This is a genomic window from Streptomyces sp. SGAir0957 (genome assembly GCF_043523415.1).
The window spans coordinates 7,355,098-7,378,240 of record NZ_CP027293.1 but is presented as its reverse complement, the minus strand read 5'-3'; the positions used below and the strand labels follow the sequence as shown (position 1 = coordinate 7,378,240).

20 protein-coding genes and 1 pseudogene are annotated in these 23,143 nt (G+C 74.3%); 10 read left to right on the top strand and 11 right to left on the bottom strand.

Going from position 1 to position 23,143, the window contains the following annotated elements; all coding sequences use genetic code 11:
* Nucleotides 1-83: 83 nt before the first annotated feature.
* A complete protein-coding gene (locus C1N81_RS38300) occupies nt 84-749 on the bottom strand; it encodes a DUF6226 family protein (RefSeq protein WP_394435990.1) in 666 nt (221 codons plus the stop codon).
* Between the two features lie 115 nt (nt 750-864).
* Between C1N81_RS38300 and C1N81_RS38295 the strand changes: the two genes are divergently transcribed.
* Both C1N81_RS38295 and C1N81_RS38290 read left to right on the top strand, forming a co-directional pair.
* Nucleotides 865-2,994: a DUF4139 domain-containing protein gene (locus tag C1N81_RS38295; protein ID WP_394435989.1), complete on the top strand. Its 2,130-nt coding sequence runs from the start codon at nt 865-867 to the stop codon at nt 2,992-2,994.
* Nucleotides 2,995-2,996: 2 nt separating this feature from the next.
* On the top strand, nt 2,997-4,595 hold the full coding sequence (locus C1N81_RS38290) for a mucoidy inhibitor MuiA family protein (protein ID WP_394435988.1): 1,599 nt from the start codon (nt 2,997-2,999) through the stop codon (nt 4,593-4,595).
* Between the two features lie 145 nt (nt 4,596-4,740).
* On the opposite strand, the gene C1N81_RS38285 is transcribed toward C1N81_RS38290, so the two are convergent.
* Nucleotides 4,741-5,778, bottom strand: a complete 1,038-nt coding sequence (locus C1N81_RS38285; protein WP_394435987.1) for an XRE family transcriptional regulator — start codon at nt 5,776-5,778, stop codon at nt 4,741-4,743.
* Nucleotides 5,779-6,030: 252 nt separating this feature from the next.
* Here C1N81_RS38285 and C1N81_RS38280 point away from each other — a divergent pair, with 252 nt between their 5' ends.
* Nucleotides 6,031-6,204 (top strand): hypothetical protein, encoded by a 174-nt coding sequence (locus C1N81_RS38280; RefSeq protein WP_394435986.1) that lies wholly within the window; start codon nt 6,031-6,033, stop codon nt 6,202-6,204.
* 12 nt (nt 6,205-6,216) lie between these two features.
* Here C1N81_RS38280 and C1N81_RS38275 read toward each other — a convergent pair whose 3' ends face one another.
* Nucleotides 6,217-6,909 carry a TetR/AcrR family transcriptional regulator gene (locus C1N81_RS38275; RefSeq protein WP_394435985.1) on the bottom strand — a complete coding sequence of 231 codons (693 nt, stop codon included), beginning with the start codon at nt 6,907-6,909 and terminating at the stop codon, nt 6,217-6,219.
* Nucleotides 6,910-7,034: 125 nt separating this feature from the next.
* Between C1N81_RS38275 and C1N81_RS38270 the strand changes: the two genes are divergently transcribed.
* Nucleotides 7,035-7,598 carry an NADPH-dependent FMN reductase gene (locus C1N81_RS38270; RefSeq protein WP_394435984.1) on the top strand — a complete coding sequence of 188 codons (564 nt, stop codon included), beginning with the start codon at nt 7,035-7,037 and terminating at the stop codon, nt 7,596-7,598.
* 71 nt (nt 7,599-7,669) lie between these two features.
* Here C1N81_RS38270 and C1N81_RS38265 read toward each other — a convergent pair whose 3' ends face one another.
* From C1N81_RS38265 to C1N81_RS38245, 5 genes and pseudogenes are all read right to left on the bottom strand, one after another.
* Entirely contained in the window at nt 7,670-8,746 is a 1,077-nt protein-coding gene (locus C1N81_RS38265; RefSeq protein ID WP_394435983.1) for an LLM class flavin-dependent oxidoreductase, read from the bottom strand.
* Between the two features lie 40 nt (nt 8,747-8,786).
* A pseudogene (locus C1N81_RS38260) lies at nt 8,787-10,126 on the bottom strand (NtaA/DmoA family FMN-dependent monooxygenase).
* A gap of 20 nt (nt 10,127-10,146) precedes the next feature.
* On the bottom strand, nt 10,147-11,325 hold the full coding sequence (locus tag C1N81_RS38255) for an LLM class flavin-dependent oxidoreductase (RefSeq protein ID WP_394438512.1): 1,179 nt from the start codon (nt 11,323-11,325) through the stop codon (nt 10,147-10,149).
* 198 nt (nt 11,326-11,523) lie between these two features.
* On the bottom strand, nt 11,524-12,183 hold the full coding sequence (locus C1N81_RS38250) for a YceI family protein (protein ID WP_394435982.1): 660 nt from the start codon (nt 12,181-12,183) through the stop codon (nt 11,524-11,526).
* Between the two features lie 167 nt (nt 12,184-12,350).
* Nucleotides 12,351-13,289 carry an SDR family oxidoreductase gene (locus C1N81_RS38245; RefSeq protein WP_394435981.1) on the bottom strand — a complete coding sequence of 313 codons (939 nt, stop codon included), beginning with the start codon at nt 13,287-13,289 and terminating at the stop codon, nt 12,351-12,353.
* A gap of 129 nt (nt 13,290-13,418) precedes the next feature.
* On the opposite strand from C1N81_RS38245, the gene C1N81_RS38240 reads away from it, so the two are divergent.
* Entirely contained in the window at nt 13,419-13,985 is a 567-nt protein-coding gene (locus C1N81_RS38240; RefSeq protein ID WP_394435980.1) for a TetR/AcrR family transcriptional regulator, read from the top strand.
* A 109-nt stretch (nt 13,986-14,094) separates the two neighbouring features.
* Here the strand turns inward: C1N81_RS38240 and C1N81_RS38235 are convergent, their stop codons facing one another.
* Nucleotides 14,095-15,900: a flavin-containing monooxygenase gene (locus C1N81_RS38235; protein WP_394435979.1), complete on the bottom strand. Its 1,806-nt coding sequence runs from the start codon at nt 15,898-15,900 to the stop codon at nt 14,095-14,097.
* 380 nt (nt 15,901-16,280) lie between these two features.
* On the opposite strand from C1N81_RS38235, the gene C1N81_RS38230 reads away from it, so the two are divergent.
* Entirely contained in the window at nt 16,281-17,336 is a 1,056-nt protein-coding gene (locus tag C1N81_RS38230; RefSeq protein ID WP_394435978.1) for an SDR family NAD(P)-dependent oxidoreductase, read from the top strand.
* A 107-nt stretch (nt 17,337-17,443) separates the two neighbouring features.
* Nucleotides 17,444-18,472, top strand: coding sequence for an SMP-30/gluconolactonase/LRE family protein (locus tag C1N81_RS38225; protein WP_394438509.1), 1,029 nt, complete (start codon nt 17,444-17,446; stop codon nt 18,470-18,472).
* A gap of 68 nt (nt 18,473-18,540) precedes the next feature.
* Here the strand turns inward: C1N81_RS38225 and C1N81_RS38220 are convergent, their stop codons facing one another.
* Both C1N81_RS38220 and C1N81_RS38215 read right to left on the bottom strand, forming a co-directional pair.
* A complete protein-coding gene (locus tag C1N81_RS38220; RefSeq protein WP_394435977.1) occupies nt 18,541-19,137 on the bottom strand; it encodes a TetR family transcriptional regulator in 597 nt (198 codons plus the stop codon).
* Nucleotides 19,138-19,237: 100 nt separating this feature from the next.
* On the bottom strand, nt 19,238-20,077 hold the full coding sequence (locus C1N81_RS38215; RefSeq protein WP_394435976.1) for a DUF3152 domain-containing protein: 840 nt from the start codon (nt 20,075-20,077) through the stop codon (nt 19,238-19,240).
* A gap of 162 nt (nt 20,078-20,239) precedes the next feature.
* Here C1N81_RS38215 and C1N81_RS38210 point away from each other — a divergent pair, with 162 nt between their 5' ends.
* From C1N81_RS38210 to C1N81_RS38200, 3 genes are all read left to right on the top strand, one after another.
* Entirely contained in the window at nt 20,240-20,929 is a 690-nt protein-coding gene (locus C1N81_RS38210; protein WP_394435975.1) for a response regulator, read from the top strand.
* A 77-nt stretch (nt 20,930-21,006) separates the two neighbouring features.
* A complete protein-coding gene (locus tag C1N81_RS38205) occupies nt 21,007-22,446 on the top strand; it encodes a sensor histidine kinase (RefSeq protein WP_394438506.1) in 1,440 nt (479 codons plus the stop codon).
* Nucleotides 22,443-23,138, top strand: a complete 696-nt coding sequence (locus C1N81_RS38200; RefSeq protein ID WP_394435974.1) for a hypothetical protein — start codon at nt 22,443-22,445, stop codon at nt 23,136-23,138. Before C1N81_RS38205 ends, C1N81_RS38200 begins: the two co-directional genes overlap by 4 nt.
* Nucleotides 23,139-23,143: the final 5 nt, after the last annotated feature.

Here is a 23,143-nt window from a genome sequence, read left to right as displayed (position 1 = left end):
AACCGCGCCCACCCTAAGAACGGAACACAACCGAGACAATAATGACGTCAGATTCTGTCGCTTTCTGATTGCTGATCAGGGAGTCAGGCTTCCGCTTGTCCCCAGGGCGCACCGAGCACGACCTCGTACGGCGACCGTCCGGCCCGCGCCGCGGCGAGCGTCTCCCCGACCGGGAACCGCTCGTCGTCCCAGTCGCTCGCCGACCACTCGTCCTGCCCGGTGGCGATGATCTCGCGGCCCCGCCCCGCGTCGACGTGCACGAACGCGCCGGACACCACCGCCATCACCAGCTCGTCGACCGCCTCCAGGAGCCCGTCGGAGCCGCCGTCGCAGGCGTCGCAGCCGCAGTCGGGCAACAGGCCCACCTGTACGGCCGGTTCACCCGCGCCGATCACGAGAGCCGCTCCCGACACCCCGTCCACGGCGGCGTATCCGAAGACGAGCGGCAGGGCGTCCGCGCGCACCGGCCGCAACCGCACCGCGTCGACCACGGTCACGTCACCGGGCTTGTGCCACAGCCCCGCGAGGTTGTCGGCCTCCTCCGCCACGGCCAGAGCGCCCTCGCACAGCGCCCGCGTCCACGCCTCCGCGCGCGCCGCGAGGATGCGGTACTTCTCCGGGTGCGTGCACCGCTCGTACTCCTCCTCGCGCGCGTCGCGTCCGGCGTGCGGATCCGGCCAGGGCGGCGTGGCCTCCCCGGTCCGGGTGAACGCCTCGGCCACTGCCCTGTGCAGCACGTTCTGCTCCATGACGGGCACTTTACGCAGCGCCCGGCCGCCGGTCCGCGCGCCTCCCCGCTCCATGATCACGGCGTAGTCTTCGAGCGGAACCGGGTCGGTGACGGCGGTGTACGGGGGACACGCGATGACGGAAACAGATACGAGTACGGGTACGGGTACGGGGGCCTGGGCATCGGCGCTCACGTCGGTGGTGGTGTACGCGCGCGGCGCGGTCTGCCGGCGGCGCGCACAAGGCGTCGTCACGGCGGCCGACGGCCGGGTACGGATCGCAGGCCTGCCGCTGACGCTCGTCCCGGGTTCGCTGCGGGCGGCCGTCGTGGACGCGCCGGGCGTACGGGTCGCCGAGGCCCGGGTCGCCGTCGAGGCCGAACCGTCGGCGCCGGACGCACGCGAGGAGCTGCGCCGCGAGGCGGAGCGGCTGAGCGAGGCGCGGCGGGCGGCCGAGGCGCGCCGGGACCGGCAGCTGCGGCGGATCGAGGAGGTCGCGGCGGTACGGCCGGTGCAGCCGCCCCGCAGGCGCGACGACCCGCACCGCCGTACCCCCGTCGAGGCGTGGCTCGGCCTCGCGGACTTCGTGGACGAGCGGCTGACCGCGCTCCACGCCCGGCTCGACGTCCTGGAGGAGGAACTGCGCCGGGCCTCGCACGAGTGGGAGCTGGCCACCGAACGCCTGCGGCACGCCCCGACGGGCTCGGCGCCGGACTCGGTACGCACCTCGGTGTCGGCCGTGCTGACGCTGGAGGGCGCCGGGAGCGACGCGGGCGAGATCGAGGTCGAGGTCGAGTACCGCGTGCCCGGCGCCGTCTGGGTGCCGTCCTACCGGCTGACGCACCGTCAGGGCGAGGACGGCGGGCGCCTGGTGCTGCGCGCGTCGGTCGCGCAGCACACCGGCGAGGACTGGACCGGCGTCCGCGTCGCCCTGTCCACCGCCGACCTGCTCCGCCCGGCCGGGGTCCCCAAGCTGCGCTCGACCCGCATCGGCCGCCGCCAGCCGCCCCCGGCCCCGTCCGGCTGGCGCGAGCCTCCGGCGGGCCTCGCCGAACTGTTCACCGGGTACGACGCGGTCGGGCCGCGGCCGGCCCCGCGGGCGGTCGGCTCCGCGCCACCGCCGCCCCCGGCGCTCCACGGCACCGCCGGGGAAGAGCCGTCCTACGACCTCGCGCCCCCGCAGGGTTACGGCGCGCCCTTGGCGGCCGGCGCCTCCGCGGAGGCACCGGTGTACGGCGCGCCGCCGCCCGCACCCGCCGCGCCCGCCGCACCCGGGTCCGCCCGGCCCCGTTCGGTAGGCAAGGCCAGGGCGGGCCGCGCGCCCATGTCCGCCGGGGGCCCGATGTTCGCCGACGCCCCCGCCGATGCCCCGATGGCGTCCGGCGCCGCGCCCGCGCCGCCTCCCCCGGCCCCGCCCCGGTCCGGGCCGCCGCGCCCCGGCGCCGCAGAGCTGGACTACGGGGAGCTGGTCCTGTCCGGCGCCGACGCGCCCGAGGGGCGGCGGGGGCTTCTCGCGCCGGGCGCGCCCCACGACCGCGCGGCCGAGGGCGACCGGGGACGCGCGGAGGCCGTGCGGTTCCTGCCGCTGCCCGGACACGCCGTGCGGCCCCGCGAGTCGGCCGGTTCCTTCGACCACCGGTACGACGCCGAGGGCCCCGCCGACATCCCCTCCGACGGCGCCTGGCACACCGTCACCGTCACCGAACTGCCGGTCGGCGTGCGTACCGAGTACGTGTGCGTGCCGTCCGTCGAGGAGACCGTGTACGCGACGCTGGTGCTCGCCAACGCCACCGACCGGGCCCTGCTCGCGGGCCCCGTGGACCTCGTCTCGGACGGCGACCACCTGCCCACCACGGCCCTGCCTACCGTCGCCCCTGGCGGCACGGGACGCATCGGGCTCGGCCCGGCCGAGGCGGTCCGGGTCAGCCGCCGCACCGAGCTGCGCGAATCCACGGCGGGCCTGCGCAACACCACCACCGTGCTCGACCACCGCGTCCACGTGGAGCTGGCCAACCGGCTGCCCCGGCCGGTCACCGTCGAGGTCCGCGAACGCGTACCCGTCACCTCCGAGGGCGACATCCGCATCGAGGAACGGGGCGGCTGGAGCGCCCCGCCGGACGGGGGCGAGGGGCCCGAGCGGCCCGTGCCCGGCACCCGCCTCTGGCGGGTGGACGTCCCCGCGGGCGACACCGCCGTGCTCGACGGCGGGCACGAGATCCGCATCCCGGCCGCCAAGGCCCTCGTCGGCGGAAACCGGAGGAGCTGACCATGACCACCGCCCCCGAGAGCGCGGCCCCGGACGAGGCCGCGGCCACCGCTCCGATTCCGCTGCCCGTCACCGCCGTGACCTGCCTGGAGGACCGCGCCCACGTCGAGCGGACGGCGACGCTCGCGCTGCGCCCCGGTGTGCGGCGGCTGCTCCTCGGCCCGGTCAGCGCCCTCGCCGTCGACCGCAGCCTGCACGCGACCCTGACCGGCGAAGTCACCGGCGCCGACGTCCTCGACGTACGCCTGGTGCGGGCCTGGACGCCGCGCTCGCCCGAGCCGCCCGGCGACGAGGACTCCCCGCTGCGCCGGCACACGTACGCCCTCCAGGAGGAGGAGCGGGCGCTGCGGCAGCGTCAGGACCGGCTGCGGGCCCGCCTCGACCTCCTGGAGCGGCTCGCCGCCGACCTGCTGCGCGAGTTCGGCGAGGGCGCGGGGTACGGCGAGAGCGAACCGGAGCGCTGGACCCGCGAGCTGGCGCGCGCCCACGCCGAGCGCGACACCTCCGAGGACGAACTCGCCGTCGTGCAGGCGCGGTTGCGGGCGCTCGGCACGGAACTGGGCCGGGCGCTTGCCGCGTCGCAGGCCGCCGAGGAGGAGCTGCCCGAGCTGACCGCGCACGTCGAGCTGACCGTGCGGGCGGCGGCCGCGGGCGAGGCGGAGCTGCGGCTGACCCACCTCACCCCGTGCGCCCTGTGGCGACCCGCCTACCGCGCCACGCTCGACGCGGACCGGCTGACCCTGCGGACCGACGCGATGGTGTGGCAGCGCACCGGCGAGGACTGGTCCGGTGTCCGTCTGACGCTGTCGACGGCCCGGTCGAGCCTGGCCACCGCGCCGCCCCGGCTCGTCGAGGACCGGCTGACCCTGCGGGACCGGTCCGCCGCCGAACGCCGGACCGTCGACATCGAGGTGCGCGAGGAGGACATCACCGACGTGGGCCCGGCGCCGGTCCCCGGGCTGCCCGGGGTGGACGACGGCGGCGAGGTCCGCGTCCTGCACGCCCCCGTCCCGGCCTCCGTACCGGGTGACGGGCGCGCCCACCGCGTGCCGCTGACCGAGGCCGGCAGCGCCGCGCACAGCGAGTACGTCTGCGCGCCCGAACTCTCGCCGCTGGTCACCCAGGTGGTCCGGTTCCCCAACACCAGTGGGCACGCGCTGCTCGCCGGGCCCGTGGAGCTGGTCCGCGACAGCGGCTTCACCGGCCGCTCCACCGTCGACTTCACCGCGCCGGGCGCCACCGCCGAGCTGGCGTTCGGCAGCTCCGACAGCCACCGGGTGCTCAGGGAGACCGACGAGTCCCGCGACACCACGGGCCTCACCCATCGCACGGTGCTCACCCGCACGGTCCGGCTGCACGTGTCGCGGTTCTCCGCCCCCGACGACACCGGGGACCGCGTCATCACGCTGCGTGAGCGGATTCCGGTCTCCGAGGTCGCGGACGTCGAGGTGCGGCTCCGCAAGGAAGCCTGCTCCCCCGCCCCCGACACGCTCGACGCCGAGGGCATCGCCCGCTGGGACGTCTCCCTGCCGCCCGGCGGCCGCCGCACCGTCACCCTGGTCTACGAGGTGTCGGCGAGCGGCAAGGTCAACGGGCTGTAGCCGCGGGCCCGTCCGGGACAGCGCGCTCCTGTCCCGGACAGCCCGAACCCTTGCCGGACAGGGTCCCGCCTGGCAGTTTCTTGTCCGGCGCCGGCCGCGAGGGGAACACTCGGGGGGACCCTCGGGGCCGCGCCGCACAAGGGGTTCAGCCGCCGCCCGGGGTGGCCGCGCCCGCGGTGGTCCGGCGGATCACGAAGCGCTGGCCCGTCGAACCGTCGCAGGGCCCGACCACCGCCTCCACCCCGGCGACCGGCTGCTCCTTCCGCGCGCCGGCCGTCACGCACTGTTCGTCGGTGACCTTGAGGACGTAGGTGGAGGTGGTGTCCGGCACGCGTTCCACGCGCAGCGGGCTGCCCTGACGGCAGTCGTCGAACGGTTCGAGGAACCCCTTCGGCGGGCCTTCCCGGCGGACCACCAGACAGCCGGGGCCGTGCTCGGGGTGGTACCAGTGGACGCGGTAACGGCCGTCGTCCGTCGCGCGCAGTTCGGTGACGGGCGGGGACGCCGTCGCGCACGCGCGGAACACGGCGACCAGGCTGTCGTACCGCCCTTCCCGGTCCTTGCCGTCGCTGAGGCAGAGGTCGGGTCCCTCCACCGGCCGTACGGTCACGGCTCCGGCGGGCACGTCGGCCGCGCTCCGTCCGCCGTCGTCCCGGAGCGCCTGGACGGCCACGATCAGCAGGGCGGCGCACACCACGACGCCGCCGACGAGCAGCGGGACCCGGCGGCGCGCCCGCACCAGCCATTTCCCGCCACGCCGCAGCTGCCCGCCGGGGGTGGCGGCGCGCGGGCCGTCGGTCGCGGGGTCGCGCGGAGCGGGGGGTGCGGCACCGGATCCGGCGGCGTGCGCGAGGTCCCCGTCGGCCCCGGCCTCCACCCCCGTAGCCAGCCGCTCGCGGGCCGCCTCCCACTGCGTGACCTCCTCCTCGCTCACGCCGCAGGCGCGGACGAAGGCGGTGAGCAGGTCCGCTTTTGGGAGCGCTTCCCTGGCCAGGGCGCCCGCGAGGGTGCTGCGGGCCAGGACGTCGCCGTTCTTCGCGGCGCGCAGCTCCAGCTGGCGGTAGGTGAGGCCGGACGCCTCCTTGCGGTGGCGAAGGAGCGCCACGAACTCCCGCACCGTCCGAACCTCGCCCGGCCCGCCCACCACCTCGTGCGTGCCGCCGCCCCGTGTCAGGTCGTCCACCGCCGCTCGTCCCCCACCCGCCCGGAAGTCCCGTCGAACCGGATCAAGTGTCACCAGCGCCCGCAGCCGCCACAAGGGCCGATCGCGTCAGTCACGGCCCATCGACACCAGCCGGGGGCGCCCCCGCTGCCGACCCGGCCGGAAGGGTGTTTCCTGACGTCAGAGGGGAACCCGGCACGCCGGCATCCCGGTGCCCTCTCGTCCCCCGATCCCCTACCTTCCCCTCCCCCTCCCACCCCTAGGAGCAGAGCCATGAGCGAAGACACCCCGTCCCAGGCGGAGGGCGACGTCGGCGACGACTCCCTCGGCGCCGACGGTCCGGCCACGCAGCAGGAGGAGCACCCGCAGGTGCCGCGCACCACCCCGTCCCAGGCCGAGGGCGAGGCGGACGACGACGCCGAGGGGGCCGACGGGCCCGAGGGCTGACGCCCGACGGGCTCAGCGCGGGCCCGGTCCGCCCGCCGAACCCGTGATGCGGGCGACCAGGTCGGTCCAGCCCGCCTCCAGGCGTTCGAGCGGCATGTCGCACCGCTTCGTCAGGTAGTGGATCAGCGCCGGGTCGAGGTAGCCCATCAGCGCGTGCGCCTGGAGCGCGCAGTCCGCCTCGGGGACGAGTTCGCGCAGCAGGATCGTGACGTGGGTGGCGAGCACCCGGTGCGAGGGGTGGGCGAGGCGGCGCGCGGGTTCCGGCTGCGCGGCGAGGTGCAGTTCCAGCTGGGCGACGGACCAGCGCAGCACGGCCCTGCCGAACGCGAGCAGCCGCTCGTCGGCGGGCGCGCCGGGGCCGAGCGGCGGCGGCCCGCTCATCAGGTCGGCCTGGAGCTGCTTCGTGGTGTGGTCGAGGAGCGCGGTCAGCAGGCCGGTGCGGTCGCCGAAGCGGCGGAAGACCGTACCTTTCCCGACCTGGGCGGCGGCGGCCACGGCCTCCATGGTGACGCCCGCGGGACCGTGCTCCGCGACGAGCCGGGCCGCCGCTTCGAGGAGCCGGGCGCGGTTGCGGGCGGCGTCGGCCCGCAGGCACGGCTCGTCGTCCGCGACGAGGCCGATCGTGAGCAAGGGGGGCTCGCCCACGGGGTCGGGCGACGCCGGGAGAGGGGGCGGGCTCTGGGACATGAACACAGCGTAAAGCATCTCCGGCCGAACTGGACCGCGGTCCGCTTAGGGTGCTAGAACTGTAAACGGACCTCGGTCCGGATCGCGCTCCGGATCGTTTCCGGACCGTAGAGAGTCTTTTATTTCCATCCCTTGGAGTCCCCATGTCTGTTCGTATCCTCGCGCTCGTCGGCAGCCTGCGCGCCGGTTCGCACAACCGCCAGCTCGCCGAGGCGGCCGTCAAGCTCGCGCCCGAGGGTGCCGAGGTCGAGCTGTTCGAGGGCCTGGCCGAGATCCCCTACTACAACGAGGACATCGACGTCGAGGGCAGCGTGCCCGCCGTCGCCGCCAAGCTCCGCGAGGCCGCGCAGAACGCCGACGCGTTCCTGGTCTTCACGCCCGAGTACAACGGCACCATCCCGGCCGTCCTGAAGAACGCCATCGACTGGCTGTCCCGCCCGTACGGCGCCGGCGCCTTCGGCGGCAAGCCCGTCGTCGTCGGCGGCACCGCCTTCGGCCAGTACGGCGGCGTGTGGGCGCAGGACGAGGTCCGCAAGTCCGTGGGCATCGCGGGCGGCAAGATCATCGAGGACCTCAAGATCTCCATCCCGTCCTCCCTGACCCGTTTCGCCGAGACGCACCCGGTCGACGACGCCGAGGTCGCCGAGCAGCTCACCGAGCTCCTCACCCGCCTGCACGGCCACGCGGGCGAGACCGTCGCCGCCTGACCGGCACCACCAGCGCAGGACTGAAGCGGCCCGAGCCCGTGCGGCTCGGGCCGCTTCGCGCGTGTTTGGCGTCAAGAGCCGACCGACTGCCGCAGCCGTGGCAGCAGTTGTTTCCCCACCCTCGCCGTCTCCTCCCGGTACGGGGTGTCGGACAGGACGAAGTGCGTGACGCCCAGCGCGCGGTAGCGGCGCAGCGCCTCGGCGACGTCGTCCGGCGAACCGACCAGCCAGGTGGTCCCCGCTCCCCCGCCGCCGACCTTGCCCGGAGTCGTGTAGAGGCAGGTGTCGAGCACCTCGCCGCGCGCGGCGAGGTCGAGGAGGCGTCGCTGGCCGACGGCGGCCCGCTGCCGCGCCGCCCACGTCGATTCGGTCTCGGCCTCCGCCATCAGCGCGACCTTCTCCTCGGCGGCGCGCCACGCCTCCTCGGTCGTGTCCCGTACGACGGTGGTGATGCGCAGCCCGAACTCCAGCGGCGCGTGCCGCCGCTCCGACTCGGCGCTCAACTTCCGCAACCGCTCGACGCGTTCGGCGATCCCGTCGAGCGGCTCGCCCCAGAAGAGCTGCACGTCCGCCTCGGCCGCCGCCACCCGCTCGGCGGCCTGCGACGCGCCGCCGAAGTAGAGCGCGGGGTGCGCCCGGCCCTCGGTGGCGAAGGGGCCCGGCGCCACCGTCGAGTCCGTCACCCGGAAGTACTCGCCGTGGAAGGTGACCCGCTCCTCGGTCCACAGCCGCCGCACCAGGTGCAGGAACTCCCGGGTGCGGGCGTAGCGCTGGGCCGGTTCGACCGTGGTGTCGCCGTACGCGGCCGGGTTGTCCAGGCCGCTGACGACGTTGACCAGGACGCGGCCCCTGCTGAGCTGGTCCAGGGTGGCGGCCGCCGCCGCGAAGGCCGCGGGCTGCCAGTGGCCCGGCCGGATCGCGACGAGCGGCTTGAACGTCGTCGTGCGGGCGGCCAGGGCGGTGGCGACGGTGAACGTGTCGGGGCGGCCCCACCCGGTGCCGAGCAGCGCGCCGCCCCAGCCGTGCGCCTCGGCCGCCAGGGCGAGTTCGGTCGTGTGCTCGATCGAACCCCAGCCGGCCGTCTTGTCGTCCCCGCGGTGCCCCGGCTCGACGGTGTTGGGGATGTACCAGAGGAACTCCTGGCTCATGGGTCGTCCTCCCTGTTCTCCCGGGTGAGTGGCGTGCTGCCTACTGGTCCAGGCCCAGGTGGTGGCGGAGGGTCGGGCCCTCGTACTCGGTGCGGAAGACGCCGCGTTCCTGGAGGAGCGGGACGACTTGGTCGGCGAAGGTGTCGAGGCCGCCGGGGGTGAGGTGCGGGACGAGGATGAAGCCGTCGCTGGCGTCGGCCTGAACGAGGTCGTTGATGGCGGTGGCGACGGTTTGCGGGGTGCCGACGAAGCTCTGCCGGTTGCCGGTGTTGATGACGAGGTCGCGGATGGACCAGTTGTTGGCGGCGGCCAGCTCCCGCCACTCGCGGGCGGTGGCGAGCGGATCGCGGTACATGCGGACCTGGGCGCGGCCCTCGGCGATGTGGTGCTCACTGACGTCCGGGGCGACGTCGGGCAGCGGGCCCTCGGGGTCGTACGCGCTCAGGTCCCGGTTCCAGACGAACTCCAGGTGCTTGAGCGCGGTGGCGCCGCTGACCTGGCGGCGGCGTACCTCGCGGGCGTGCTCCTCCGCCTCCGCGTCGGTGTCGCCGAGGACGAACGTCGCGGCGGGCAGGATCTTCAGCTGCTCGGGGCGGCGCCCGTACGCGGCGAGGCGGCGTTTGACGTCCGCGTAGAACGCCTGGCCCTCCTTGAGCGTGGCGTACCGGCTGAAGATCGCGTCGGCGCCGGCCGCGGCGAACTCGCGGCCCTCCTCGGAGTCACCGGCCTGGAAGATCACGGGGCGGCCCTGCGGGGAGCGGGGGACGTTGAACTGGCCCTGAATGTCGAAGTGCTGCCCGGTGTGGACGAAGGAGCCCGCCTTCGCGTCGTTCAGGAAGGTACCGGTGGCCTGGTCGGCGAGGATCTCGTCGCCGTGCCAGAGTCGAAGAGTTCGTTCGCGGTGGTCAGGAACTCCTTGGCGCGCGAGTACCGCTCCTCCTTCGGCAGGAAGCCGCCGCGCCGGAAGTTCTCGCCGGTGAAGGCGTCCCAGGAGGTGACGACGTTCCAGGCGGCGCGCCCGCCCGAGAGGTGGTCGAGGCTGGCGAACTGGCGGGCCACCTCGTAGGGCTCGTTGAACGTGGAGTTGATGGTGCCGGTCAGGCCGAGGCGGTCGGTGACGGCGGCGAGCGCGGCGAGGACGGTGAAGGTGTCGGGACGGCCGACGACGTCCAAGTCATATATTTTTCCGCCCTGTTCGCGCAGCCGCAGCCCCTCGGCGAGGAAGAGGAAGTCGAACTTGGCGCGCTCGGCGGTCCGCGCGAAGTGCGCGAACGAACTGAACTCGATGTGGCTGCCGGCCTCCGGGTCGCTCCACACGGTGGTGTTGTTGACGCCGGGGAAGTGGGCGGCCAGGTGGATCTGCTTCAGCGGCTTGCTCATGTCGTTCTTCTCCGTCCGGCTCAGACCGTGGCAGGTGCCGTCGTGGTGGCCGCGTAGCGGTTGGCGGGCCGGGCGAGCCCGAGCAGACCGCGCAGGGTGTCGGCCTCGTACGCGCGCCGGAAGGCGCCCCGGCGCTGGAGTTCGGGGACGAGGCCGCGGGTGATCGCGGGCAGGTCGTGGGCGAGGACGGCGGGCCGCAGCCGGAACCCGGTCAGCCCGGCGGCCCGCAACTCCTGGAGCAGATCGGCCAGTTGGCCGGGCGACCCGGCGAAGATCCGGGCGTCGCTGGTGTACGGCTCGCCTGCGGCGGCGTCGAGGCGGGCTCGGCGGGCCTGCGCGGCGTCCGGGTCGTCGTCGAGGAAGACGACGAGGTCGCCGAAGACGTGCACCAGCTCCCCGGCGCGGCCCGCCGCCTCCTGCTCGGCGCGGATCTCGGCGACGATCGCGCGGGCCTCGTCGGCGTCGTGCGGGGTGACGTAGCCGACGTCGCCCTGCCGGGCCACGAGCCGGTACGGGACGCTTCGGTGGGCGAGGGCGCTGACGACGGGCTGGCCCTGCGGCGGGCGCGGGGTGATCGAGGGGCCCTTCACGCTGAAGTGGCGCCCCTCGAAGTCGATGTAGTGCAGCTTGTCGCGGTCGACGAAGCGCCCGGTGGCCTCGTCGCGGATCTCCGCGTCGTCCTCCCAGCTGTCCCAGAGCCGGCGGACCACCTCGACGTAGTCGGCGGCCTCGTCGAAGAGGTCGCTCACCACCTCGGTGCCGAGCCCGGGGATCGTGCGGCGGCCGAAGTGCGCGGCCTCGTTCGCCCGTGCGGAGACCTGGACGCGCAGCCCCGCCCGGCCGCCGCTCACGTAGTCGAGTGTGGCGACGGCCTTGGAGAGGTGGAACGGCTCCGTGTGCGTGACGATCGCGGTCGGCACCAGGCCGATGTGCCGGGTCAGCGGGGCGATACGGGCGGCCGTCAGGACCGCGTCGAGGCGGCCGCGGACCTGGTCGGTGCGGCCGTCGGGCTCGAAGGGGTGCGAGGACTGGAGGCCGAGGCCGTCCTCGAAGGTGACGAAGTCGAGCAGCCCGCGCTCGGCCTCGGCGACCAGGTCCGCCCAGTACCCGGCGGTGAACAGGTCACGGGGCCGGGCCGCCGGTTCGCGCCAGGAGGCCGGGTGCCAGCCGGTGCCGTCGAGGGCGACGGCGAGGTGCAGCGCGGGGTCAGGAGTGGATGCTGAGGACACAGCTGTGCCTCCCGGAAGTTGCGGCAGGTTCGTAGCTGTATGTCTAACAGGCAGGTGATCGAAATTTCGTTGCAGATGCATGAAATCTGCCCGGGGCCAGAGCCCGCTCATGACGGCGCCCTCCGCCGACGGGTGTCGGGGAGGGCGCCGTTGCGGTGGTGCGGGCCGCTACTCCAGCGGCGTGGCGCGGATCGCGGAGATGTCGAACTGGAGCCGGACCTTCTCGCTGACCATCGTGCCGCCCGCTTCGAGGCGCTGGTTGTAGATCAGGCCCCAGTCGGTGCGGTCGATGGTGGTGGTGCCGTCGAACCCGGACCGCTCGAAGCCGAACGGGTCCAGGACCGAGCCCAGGTAGTCGAGTTGCAGCTCGACGGGGCGGGTGACGCCCTTGATGGTGAGATCGCCGGTCATCCGGAACGTCTCGCCGCCCTCGTGGCTCGTGGCGGTGGAACGGAACACCATCTCCGGGTGGCGCCGCGCGTCGAAGAAGTCCTTGCCGACGAGGTGCGCGTCCCGCTGCTCGACCCCCGTGTCGACGCTGGCGACGCGGATGACGATCTCGGCCCGCGACCGCTCGGGCCGCGCCCCGTCGAAGTAGAGCTTGCTGTCGTAGTCGGCGAAGGCGCCGCGCACCGTCGTCACCATCGCGTGCCGTACGGAGAAGCCGACCCTGCTGTGCGGGCGGTCGATGGTCCACTCGCCGGTCAGGGCGCGCAGCGCCGGGTCGAGGGCGACTCCGGAAGCGGCGGACGCCGGGAAGGGCGTGCCGGGGCCGACGTCGGGCGTCGGCTCGAGGGTCGCGGTCGGGCGACGGCTGAAGATACCCATGAGGTCGTCGTCTCCTTCGAGTCTGATCGGTCCGTGCTATCACGCGGTCGCCGCCCGTCCCCGGCGAGATGGGGGGCCTCGTCCGGGTTCCATGGAGCTGCCCGGAAAGATGCACAGGATCAGCACGAATGAGGATGCACGGAGAGGTGACCCGGCATCACGCAGCGTCAGCGCTCGGCGGCTCCCGTGAAGTAGTGCCCCTTGTCCAGGTCCTCAAGCAGACCGGGCTCCACCGGCTCCCAGCCGAGCAGGGCGCGGGTCCGCTCGGCGGAGGCCGGGCTGTCCAGGCCGAGGAAGTTCGCCAGCCAGGTGAAGTGGGCGGGCGCCTCCTCGGGCGTGATCGAGGCGACGGGCAGGCCGAGGTGGCGTCCGATCACCTCGGCCACGGAGCGGATCGGCACCCCCTCGTCGCCGACGGCGTGCAGCGTGGCGCCCGCGGGCGCGTCCTCCAGGGCGAGGCGGAAGAGACGGGCCGCGTCCGCGCGGTGCACGGCGGGCCAGCGGCTGGCGCCGTCGCCGATGTAGGCGGAGACCTTCTTCTCGCGGGCGGTGGCGATGACGGCGGGGACGAAGCCCTGGTCGCCGTCGCCGTGCACGGTCGGGGGCAGCCGTACGACGGACGAGCGCACACCGCGCTCGGCGAGGGCGACGACCGCGCGCGCGTTGGCCATCCGCTGGGCGGGGCCGCCGCCGGGGTGGCCGGCCTCGGCGGCACCGGTCCGGCCGTCCTCCTCGGTGGCGACCCGGCCGGGCGCGAGGCCGAGGAGTCCGGAGGCGATGACGAACGGGCGGTCGGTGCCGGCCAGCGCCTCGCCGAAGGTCTCGATGGCGCGCCGGTCGGCGTCGGCGGCCTGCTCGAAGCCGCCGCTGAAGGCGATGTCGTGCTTGAAGGCGAGATGCAGGACGCCGTCGGAGGCGGCGGCCGCGTCGCGCAGGGTCCCGAGGTCGTCGAGGGAGCCGCGGACGGCCCGGGCGCCCGCGGCGGTGAGGGCGGCGGCCGAGGCGTCCGAGCGTGCGAGGCCGGTCACCTCGTGACCGTGGGCGAGAAGCTCGGGGACCACGGCGGAACCGATCCAGCCGGACGCGCCGGTGACGAAGACACGCATGAGAAGACCTCCATGAGGCGGGGAGAGAACAGCGATGTCAGTAACTGTCATCGCTCCCTCGACAGTAGCACCGATGTCAGTCACCGTCATCACCTGATGTCAGTCACCGCCATCACATAGGATCGGGGCATGAGCCGATGGGAACCGAACGCGCGTGGCCGCCTGGAGCGTGCGGCGCTCGACCTCTACAGCGAGCACGGGTTCGAGCAGACCACCGCCGCGCAGATCGCCGAACGCGCCGGCCTCTCCGAGCGGACGTTCTTCCGGCACTACGCGGACAAGCGCGAGGTGCTCTTCGGCGGCGCGACGCACATGGAGAAGTTCTTCGTGGAGACGCTCACGGGGGCGCCGGACACGGCCGGGCCGCTCGACGCGATCGCGGCGACCCTGGAAGCGGCCGGCGAACTCTTCGAAGGCCGCTACGCGTTCGCCCGGCAGCGCCAGGACGTGATCATGGCCAGCCCCGAGCTGCGCGAGCGCGAGCTGAACAAGCTGGCGTCCCTGTCCCGGGCGGTGGCCGACACGCTGGAGCGGCGGGGCGTACCGGCCGACACCGCGCACCTCGCGGCCGAAGTGGGCATCGCCGTGTTCAAGGTGGGGTTCGAGCGCTGGATCGGCTCGGACGGTACGCGGCCGCTGGAGGTGTTCCTGGGGGGAGCGCTGCGAGAGGTACGGGAGATGGCCGCGGACCGCTAGGCCCGAGCCACCCCTTTCGGGTTTCGGGCTTCGGGTTTCGGGTTTCGGGTTTCGGGTTTCGAGAAAGCCTGCTCCCTTCTCAAGAAAGCCTGCTCGCTGGAAACGCCGCCTACCTGGCCCGAAGCACCTCGTCCATGCGCTCCGCGCGCCAGCGGCGCAGCAGCTCGTGGAAGGCGACCGCCCCGTGCGGATAGGCGAGGGGCCCGTTCGGGCGGCCCCGGCCTTCCCGGTTGTAGTAGCCGGGGGTGCACTCGGCGTGGAACCAGGCGTGGTCCGGGGCACCCTCGGCGCAGACGGCGATCCAGGCGTCCTCGGCCTCGGCCGTCGGCTCGAGGACGGCGTTCTTCTCCCGCGCGGCGGCGATCAACTCGGCTGCGTGCACGGCCTGTTCGTCCAGGATGTGCGAGAAGTTGACGCTGCTGGCGTTCTGCAGCGGCCCCATCTGGACCAGGTTCGGGAAGCCGTTGCTGAGGAAGCCGTGCAGGGTGCGGGGCCCGCGCCGGGCCCGCTCCGCCAGGAGCTGGATCCCGCCCCGCCCCGTCACGGGCAGCTTCCCCGAGGTGACGCCGGAGACGCCGACGGAGAACCCGGTGGCGAAGATCAGGCAGTCGACCTCGTACTCGGTGGCGCCGACGACGACTCCGCGCTCGGTCATGCGCTCGATGCCGTGGGTCTCGGCGGTGTCCACGAGCGTCACGTCGTCCCGGTTGAACACCGGCAGGTAGAGGTCGGAGAAGGTGGGCCGCTTGCACGCGTACCGGTACCAGGGCTGGAGCGCCGCCGCCGTGGCCGGGTCCGAGACCTCCGCGGTCACCCGGTCCCGGATCCGGTTCATGGCGGCGTGGTCGGCGGCCTCGTACGCGGTCTCGAAGTCCGGTTCGCCGTCGCGGCGGAAGCTGGGCAGGAGCTTCTCCAGGAGTGCGGCGGACGCGGTCCAGCCGTCGGCGACGAGGTCCGTCGCGGCGTCCTCGCCGGAGACGATCCGCAGGAAGTTCTCGCGCCGCTCGGCCGCCCAGCCCGGCCGGTCCGCCCCGACCTCCCCGGCCGTCGTGCGCCGCTGGCCCCGTACGTCGACGGCGGAGGGCGTGCGCTGGAAGACGTACAGGTGGGCGGCGTCCTCGGCGAGCTTCGGGATGACCTGGACCCCGGTGGCGCCGGTGCCGACGACGCCGACCCGCCGGCCCGCGAGGCCCGTCATGCCGCCGTCGGGGCCGCCGCCCGTGTACCCGTAGTCCCAGCGCGAGGTGTGGAACGTGTGGCCCTTGTAGTCCTCGATGCCGGGGATGCCGGGGAGCTTGGGTTCGGTGAGGGTGCCGGTGGCGGTGATGACGTAGGTGGCCCGGAACGCGTCGCCCCGGTCGGTGCCGACGAGCCAGTGGTGGGCGGTGTCGTCCCAGGTCAGTGAGGTGACGGAGGTCGAGAACAGGGCGTCCTCGTACAGCCCCGACTGTTCGGCGATCCGGACCGCGTGGCGCCGGATCTCCTCGCCCGGGGCGTACTTCCACTCGGGCACGTAGCCGGTCTCGTCGAGCATCGGCAGGTAGATGTGCGACTCGATGTCGCAGTGGACGCCCGGGTAGCGGTTCCAGTACCAGGTGCCGCCGAAGTCGCCGCCCTTCTCGACGACGCGCACCCGCAGACCGGTTCCGGCCCGCGCGCGCAGGCGCGCGCCCGCCAGGATCCCGCCGAAGCCGCCGCCGACGACCGCGACGTCCACGAAGTCGTGCACCGGGGCCCGCTCGCCGGTCCCCTCGACGTACGGGTCCGCGGCGAAGTAGCCGAACTCCGCGGTGGTGGACCGGTACTGGCCGGGGCCCTCGGGCCGGACGCGGCGCTCCCGCTCGGCGCGGTAGCGCGTCCGGAGCGCGGCCGTCTCCTGCGGGGTGGGCGGATGGTCGCAGTGCGGGAGGGTCATTGGGCCGGGTTCCTCTCGTGTGGGGACGAGTACGGGGGTGGGCGCGGCGCGGGCAGGGGTGGGCGGCGGGGCCCGGTCTGGGCGGTACCCGGTCTGGGCGATACCCGGTCTGGGCGATACCCGGTCTGGGCGATACCCGGTCTGGGCGATACCCGGACCGGGCGGTGCCGGTCCTGACGGTGCCGGTCCTGGCGGTGCCGGTCTGGGCGTGTCGCGCGGTCTTCGGTACCGTAACCCAGCAACCGGACACCGTTGTCCGGTAGTGGCGGAATCACGCCCCCAACGGGGCGCGATCGCACCCCCGAGCGGGGCGGGATCGTGCGCCGAACGCACCCGGGGCCCGCCGCCGTACCCGTTCACCCGGACACGAAAGGCCCGCGATGCCGGATCTCACCCCCGCCTCCCCGCTGCGCGACTGGCTGGCGGACCCCGCCGCGGGCCGGGTCCTGCGCGGCACGCTCGCCGCCCAGGGCCAGAGCGAGGAGGCCCTCTCCCCCGCCCTCGGCCTGTCGTTGGAGCAGCTCGTCCGGATGTCCGGCGGAAAGTTCCCGGCCGAGCTGGTGGACGTCCTGGTCACCGCCGCCGAGACCGGCCTCGTCCCGGAGGACCTGCCCGCCGCGGCCCCCGCGGAAAAGCCCGCCACCGGCGTCGAGTTGGGCGCTCCCGAACCGTGGGCCGAGCGGGTCACGCCGGGCCGCTTCGACGGCCAGGTCGTCGTCGTCACCGGCGCCGCCTCCGGCATCGGCCGGGCCGTCGCCACCCGGATCGTGCGCGAGGGCGGCCGGGTCGTCGCCGTCGACCTGTCCGACGGCGTCAAGGCGCTCGCCGCCGATCTCGGCGAGGCGGTCGTCCCCGTCACCGCCGACATCACCGCGCCCGGCGCGGCCGAGGCCGTACTGGAAGCGGCGGGCGACCGCGACCGCGACCGCGTCGACGGACTGGCCAATGTCGCGGGCGTCATGGACGACGACGCCGCCGTGCACGAGGTCGACGACACGATCTGGGACCGCGTCATGCGGGTCAACGTCGACGGGCCGATGCGGCTGATGCGCGCCGTCGTGCCCGGGATGCTCGCCGCGGGCGGCGGCCGCGTCGTCAACGTCGTCTCCGAGGCGGCGCTGCGCGGCTCGGCGGCGGGCGCCGCCTACACCGCGTCGAAACATGCCCTGGTCGGCCTGACCAAGGCGTCGGCCTACCAGTACGCGGGGACGGGAGTGCAGGTCAACGCGGTCGCCCCGGGCGCCGTCGCCACCGGCATCCAGGTGCCCGCTCCGGCCCCGTACGGCTCGTCCCGCACCGCGAAGATGCGGGTCGCGATCCCGGGCCTGGCGACGGCCGAGGAGTTGGCCGCCTCGATCACGTTCCTGCTCAGCAAGGACGCGGTGAACATCAATGGCGCGATTGTGCCCTCCGACGGTGGATGGTCGGTGGCGTGAACGAGGCCCCGGACATGCCGGCACAGGACACCCGGAGCAGCCGAGGACGGAGCACACCCCGTATGAGCACACCCAGTATCCGTACACCCCGTATGCGAACGCGCCGTATGCGAACGCCCCGCACGTTGCCCGCCGCCCTGGCGGCCACCGCCGTCCTGCTCGCCCTCACCGGATGCGGCACGGAGAAGGCCACCGGGACGACGGCTCAGGCCGCGCCCGGCGAGGGCAGGCGCATCGGCGCCACCCAGGTCGCGCACGTGAGCGACGTGCACGAGGCCACCGGCATGACGCTTCTGGAGGGCCCGGTCCTGGACGAGCGCGGCCGCCGGCTCACCCTCGTGGACGTGACCGCGCCGCCCGGCGAACCCAAGGTCCTCTCCGTCGACGTGGCGACCGGCAAGCACCAGGGCCTCTACACCGACACGACGGGTGCGTACACCTCCGCCCAGGTCAGCCCGTACGACGGCCGGCTCTACCTGAGCGACTTCGCCACAGGCGCCGTCGTCAGCGTCGCCCGGGACGGCTCGGACCCGCGCACCTTCTTCACAGGCAAGGTCGACGGGGCCCGGATGACCCCGGACGACATCGCCTTCGACGACGCGGGCCACCTCTACATCAGCGACGCCCAGGGCACGGAGCCGGGCGAGTCCGACGGCCGGATCGTGCGTGTCGACCGCGACGGCAAGCGGGCCACCGTCCTGGCCGACGGGCTCGCCCAGCCCAACGGCATCATGTTCGACCCCGGACTGCGCGGCCTGTGGATCAGCGAGCTGGAGAAGGACACCGTCTCCTACCTTCTTCTGGACGCCGAGAAGACGACGGTGACCTCACGCCACGAGGCGATCCACGTCGACGGCGGCCTGGCCCAGACCGACTCGATCGCCGTGGACGCCGACGGCAACCTCTACCAGGGGTTGCACGGCCGCCCGGCCCTCGCCGTCTACAGCAAGTACGGTGCGCGCCTGGCCACTGTCGAGATCCCGGCGAGGGACGCCGAGGGCCTGAGTTCGGCCACCAACGTCGCGATCACGCCGGGCGGCACGAAGGCGTACATGACCGTGAGCGGTCCCGACGGCGGATACGTCTACGGGTTCAGGGCCCTCGGAAAGGGCATCCGCCAGTCGAACGGCGGCTGAGCAACTACCCAGCCCCCCTCCGAACGCCCGTCGCCGACCTGCGCGACGGCCGCCCACCCGCCGACCGCCTACCCGTCAGCCGCCTGCTCGTCAGCCCCCCGCCCGTCAGTCGCCTCCTCCGGCTGGTGCAACGGGCCCACCTCGACGTCGAGCAGTCGCCACGCTCGCAGGGCGACGCGCTCGCGCTCGGCGAGGGTGGGTCCCGCGACGGCGCCGGAGACCATCGCGACCGCCAGCATCAGCTCGTCGGCGGAGAGATCGCGCCCCGCCGGACCGAACCCGGCGAGGACGCTGTGGACGCGCCCGGCGAGGGCCCGCGCCTCCGCCCCGTCGCCGCGTACGCGCAGCAGGTCGACGAAGGCGGTGGAGCGGGTCATGTGCCAGGTGACGACCCCGAGGACGCTCCGGAGGCTCGCGTCCGGCGCGGCGGCGGCCCGCTCGATCTGCCGCACGTTCTCCTCCAGGACGGCCGTGGCGAGCGCCACCCGGTCGGCGAAGTGCCGGTAGAGGCTGCCCTGGCCGACCCCGGCCCGGCGGGCGACGGCGGACAGCGGCGCGTTCAGACCCTGCTCGGCGAAGACCTCGCGCGCGGCGGTGATAAGGGCGGCCCGGTTGCGCGCGGCGACCCGGCGCCCCTGATTGGCCGGGCGTTCTTGCTTCGTCACCTGGTCAGCGTAGTACGGCACCCGGTCCCGCGGACGACGCCGCGATACGAGGCCGGGGCGCCCGGGCGACGCCCCCGCATGAGACGAGACGGGGCCCGCCCTACGGCACGCTCGGTCCGCCCAGATACGTGCCGTGCTCGTCGTACGGCCAGGCGTTGGCGCGGCAGCCCTTGAGGCCGTCGATCTGCTGCATCATCGCGGGCGCGGGCCGTCCGGGTCCGGGGCAGGTCTCGTGGCCGTGGCCGATCCGGTGTCCGACCTCGTGGTTGACGATCAGCGCCCGGTACTCGCGCAGCGGCCCGGCGAACTGCGGTGAGCCCGTGTTCCAGCGCTTGAGGTTCACGATGACCTGGTCGCCGACGTCGCAGTTGACCTCGCCGCGCGTGTGCAGCCCGGCCGCGCCGCAGATCCGGTCGACCGTGTCCGGCGTGGCGATCTTCACCTCGAAGTCGTACGGGCCCGAGGCGACGAGCCGGAAGCCGTCACGCCCGTCGGCCGTCCAGCCGCGCGGATCGCCCAGAATCCCGTCGATCTCCTTGGCGGCGGCCTCGGCCGAGATCCCCGTACCGTGCTCGACCTGCACCTTGTACCGCCGGATCGTGCCCGTCCCGACCGCGGTGCCGGAGGCGGCGGCCGTGTCGAACGTGCCGGGGCCGCTCGTCGGCCCCGGCGAGTGGGACGCGGGCGTCTTCTTCTTCCGCTGCCGCTGCCGCTGCCGCGGGCCGGTGGGCTCCGGAGGCTTCGGCGCCGCGCTCGCCCCGGGCCCCCGGGTCGCGGCCCTCGCCTCGTCGGCCGGACCGGCGGTGCCCTCGTTGCCGTAGATCATCAGCAGGGTCAGCGACGTGATGACCGCGAGCGCGAGCAGGCCGAGCAGGCGCGCCCCACGAGTACGGGCACGGGGTCGGCGGCGGCGTGCGGAGGGCTTCTTGGCGTGGCGCATGGCCCCAGGCTTGGAAACCGATGTGATGGGACGTGGCGCGCCAAGTCACGGAACGATAACGGGCGTCTGGGCCGGGCGGGCAGTAAGACCATTGCGTAACGACTGCCGTCCGCGGGCCCCCGCCCGCCTCGGTGCCACGACCCGCACACGCATACTGAACGCATGTCCCGCGTGCTGCTCATCGAGGATGACGACTCCGTCCGCCGGGCCGTCGAACTCGGGCTCAGACGCCAGGGCCACGAGGTCCGCACGGCCGTGACCGGGGAGGACGGACTCCTCCGCATGGTCTCCTTCCGCCCCGACGTCCTGGTCCTCGACCTGATGCTGCCGGGGATGGCGGGGCTCGACGTGTGCCGCAGGGTGCGGGAGACCGAGCAGCTGCCGATCATCATCGTGACCGCCAAGGGCGACGACGTGGACGTGGTCGTCGGCCTGGAGGCGGGCGCGGACGACTACGTCGTGAAGCCGGTGCGGGCCCGGGTCCTGGACGCCCGGATCCGCGCGGTGCTGCGCCGCGCCGACGCCCCGGTCCCGGCGGGCGCGGCCCCGCGCGTCGAGTCGCACGGCTCGCTCTCCATCGACCGGACCGGACTCGCCGTCGCCCGGCACGGCGAACCGGTCCTGCTCGCCCCCTCCGAACTGCGCCTCCTGCTGACCCTGTCGGCCTCGCCCGGCCAGGTCTTCAGCAGGCAGCAACTCCTCGAAGCCGTCTGGGAGCACAGCTACCACGGGGACATCCGGCTGGTCGACGCCTGTGTGAAGCGGCTGCGCGCCAAGCTGGGCGAGTCCCGCGCGGAGCCCCGCTGCGTCGAGACGGTGCGCGGCTTCGGCTACCGCTTCCGGGCGGCGTGAGCGAGGCCGAGGGCGAGCGCGGACCGCTGTGGGCGTGGTCCGCCGCCCGGCGCTCCCTGAGCAGTCTGCGGGTCAGGCTGCTGCTCTCCTTCGTCCTGGTCGCCGCCGTGAGCGCGCTCGGCACCGGTGCCCTGACCTTCAGGGAGGCGCGGACCGGGGTGCTGCAGCAGAGCCAGGACACCGTGGTCAACCAGTTCAGGCAGAGCGTGAACGCGCTGATCCCCACGGTGCCGCCCGCCCCGGGCCGGGCCGATCTCGACCATCTCGTGGAGCAGCTCGCCCGCGACCACCGCCAGGAGGGCTGGCGGGTCCTGGCCACGTACGGGCGGGTCACGGCGGACTCCGCCCCCTCCCCCGGACCCGGTCAACTGACGCCGCAGCTGCGGAAGTCGGTCTCGACCCGTGCCGTCGCCGTCTTCCAGCGCGTCCGTACGGAAGGGCGGTCCGTCCTCGTCGTCGGGCTGCCGGTCACCTACGGAGCGGACGCCTCGGCCGCCCGCACCCTGTCCGGCCTCTCGCTCTACCTCGTGGTGCCGCAGAAGACCGAGCAGACCTACGTGAACGCCCTGGTCACCGCCGTCGAACGGGCCACCCTGCCCGCTCTCGGGCTCGCCGTGCTCCTCGCCCTGCTGCTCGCGCGCGGGGTGCTCCGCCCCGTACGGGCGCTGCGCGGCGCGACCCGCCGCATGGCCGGCGGACACCTCGACACCCGGCTCGACGTCCAGGGCTCCGACGAACTCGCCGAACTGTCGCGGGCGTTCAACGACACCGCCGCCGCCCTGGAGGCATCCGTCGCCGAGCTGCGCCGCATGGAGGACCGGGCGCGCCGCTTCGCCGCCGACGTCTCGCACGAGCTGCGCACCCCGCTGGCGGCGATGAGCGCCGTCACCGACGTGCTCGCCGACGAGGCGCCGGGCCTCACCGGCGACACCGGGGACGCCGTGCGGCTGATCACCGAGGAGACGGTGCGCCTCACCCGGCTCGTCGACGACCTGATGGAGATCTCCCGCTTCGACGCGGGGGCAGCCCGGCTGCACGCGGACGACCTCGACGTGGCCGAGTCCCTGCGGCGCACCCTCGCGGCGCGCGGCTGGCTCACGGAGGTGGAGACCGACCTGGCGGACGGGGTGCGCGCCCGGGTCGACCCGCGCCGCCTAGACGTCGTCGTCGCCAATCTGGTCGGCAACGCGCTGCGGCACGGCGGCCGCCCGGTGACGCTGACGCTGCGCCTGACGGAGAACGCGACGGGCCGGGGGCCGGGGCCGTGGCTGGTCATCGAGGTCGCCGACCGCGGGCCCGGCATCGCGGCGGAGGCGCTGCCGCACGTCTTCGACCGGTTCTACAAGGCCGGGCCCGCCCGGAGCCGCAGCGAGAGCAGCGGTCTGGGGCTCGCCATCACGGCGGAGAACGTCCATCTGCACGGCGGCCGGGTCCGCGCCGCCAACCGGCCGGACGGCGGCGCCCTCCTCACCGTCGTCCTGCCCGTGAACCCGGACGCCGGAGGGGAGGTGCGATGAGGCACGGCAAGCGGTGGAGGGCGCGGGCCCTGGGAACGGTGGCGCTCGCGCTCGGCCTGGCGGGGTGCGGGGTGCCGCCGTCGGAAGTGGTCGAGGTGGGCGAACCGGCGACCGGGATGTCCCCGGCGACCGTGGTCTACTTCCTGGCCGATGACGAGCCGACCGGCCGCCCGGCACATCCTTCCGGCGAGGCACCGCCGAGTGTGCCCCGTGCGGCGAACGGCCCGGGGAGTCTGCGGGGCGCGCCCCGCCCGGCGGCGTCCACCGGGACCGACCCCGTCTCGTACGCGGTGCGGCAGCTCCTCGCCGGGCCGACCGCCGTGGAGGCCAGGACGCTGGCCACGGCGCTGCCACGGCTGAAGGACCCGTCCCGGCTCGGCGTGGAGACCGGCGGCTCCTCGGGGACCGTCGTCGTCCGCTTCCCGCCGGGCAGCGACCGGCCGTCCGCCACCGGACTGCGCCAGCTGGCCTGCACCGTCGGACGGGCCCACGTCCCGCACGCGGCGGAGAGGACCGGGTCCCTCCCCGTGCCCACGCCGCCGTCGGCCGACGGCGCGGTCGGCGGCCCGGCCGCCGCCGCGGTGCCGGAGGAGGCCGATCCTGTCGAGGTCCGCGTCACCGGCCGGGGATCGGCCGGGGAGCCGGACAGCGGCTGGCAGGTCACCGTGGCCGCCGAGCGCTGCCCGTCATGAACGGC

Excerpts from the sequence above, each read along its gene's own strand:
- C1N81_RS38300 (WP_394435990.1), bottom strand. The coding sequence starts at position 749 with ATGGAGCAGAACGTGCTGCACAGGGCAGTGGCCGAGGCGTTCACCCGG.
- C1N81_RS38295 (WP_394435989.1), top strand. The coding sequence starts at position 865 with ATGACGGAAACAGATACGAGTACGGGTACGGGTACGGGGGCCTGGGCA.
- C1N81_RS38290 (WP_394435988.1), top strand. The coding sequence starts at position 2,997 with ATGACCACCGCCCCCGAGAGCGCGGCCCCGGACGAGGCCGCGGCCACC.
- C1N81_RS38280 (WP_394435986.1), top strand. The coding sequence starts at position 6,031 with ATGAGCGAAGACACCCCGTCCCAGGCGGAGGGCGACGTCGGCGACGAC.
- C1N81_RS38275 (WP_394435985.1), bottom strand. The coding sequence starts at position 6,909 with ATGCTTTACGCTGTGTTCATGTCCCAGAGCCCGCCCCCTCTCCCGGCG.
- C1N81_RS38270 (WP_394435984.1), top strand. The coding sequence starts at position 7,035 with ATGTCTGTTCGTATCCTCGCGCTCGTCGGCAGCCTGCGCGCCGGTTCG.
- C1N81_RS38265 (WP_394435983.1), bottom strand. The coding sequence starts at position 8,746 with ATGAGCCAGGAGTTCCTCTGGTACATCCCCAACACCGTCGAGCCGGGG.
- C1N81_RS38250 (WP_394435982.1), bottom strand. The coding sequence starts at position 12,183 with ATGGGTATCTTCAGCCGTCGCCCGACCGCGACCCTCGAGCCGACGCCC.
- C1N81_RS38245 (WP_394435981.1), bottom strand. The coding sequence starts at position 13,289 with ATGCGTGTCTTCGTCACCGGCGCGTCCGGCTGGATCGGTTCCGCCGTG.
- C1N81_RS38240 (WP_394435980.1), top strand. The coding sequence starts at position 13,419 with ATGAGCCGATGGGAACCGAACGCGCGTGGCCGCCTGGAGCGTGCGGCG.
- C1N81_RS38235 (WP_394435979.1), bottom strand. The coding sequence starts at position 15,900 with ATGACCCTCCCGCACTGCGACCATCCGCCCACCCCGCAGGAGACGGCC.
- C1N81_RS38230 (WP_394435978.1), top strand. The coding sequence starts at position 16,281 with ATGCCGGATCTCACCCCCGCCTCCCCGCTGCGCGACTGGCTGGCGGAC.
- C1N81_RS38225 (WP_394438509.1), top strand. The coding sequence starts at position 17,444 with ATGCGAACGCCCCGCACGTTGCCCGCCGCCCTGGCGGCCACCGCCGTC.
- C1N81_RS38215 (WP_394435976.1), bottom strand. The coding sequence starts at position 20,077 with ATGCGCCACGCCAAGAAGCCCTCCGCACGCCGCCGCCGACCCCGTGCC.
- C1N81_RS38210 (WP_394435975.1), top strand. The coding sequence starts at position 20,240 with ATGTCCCGCGTGCTGCTCATCGAGGATGACGACTCCGTCCGCCGGGCC.
- C1N81_RS38200 (WP_394435974.1), top strand. The coding sequence starts at position 22,443 with ATGAGGCACGGCAAGCGGTGGAGGGCGCGGGCCCTGGGAACGGTGGCG.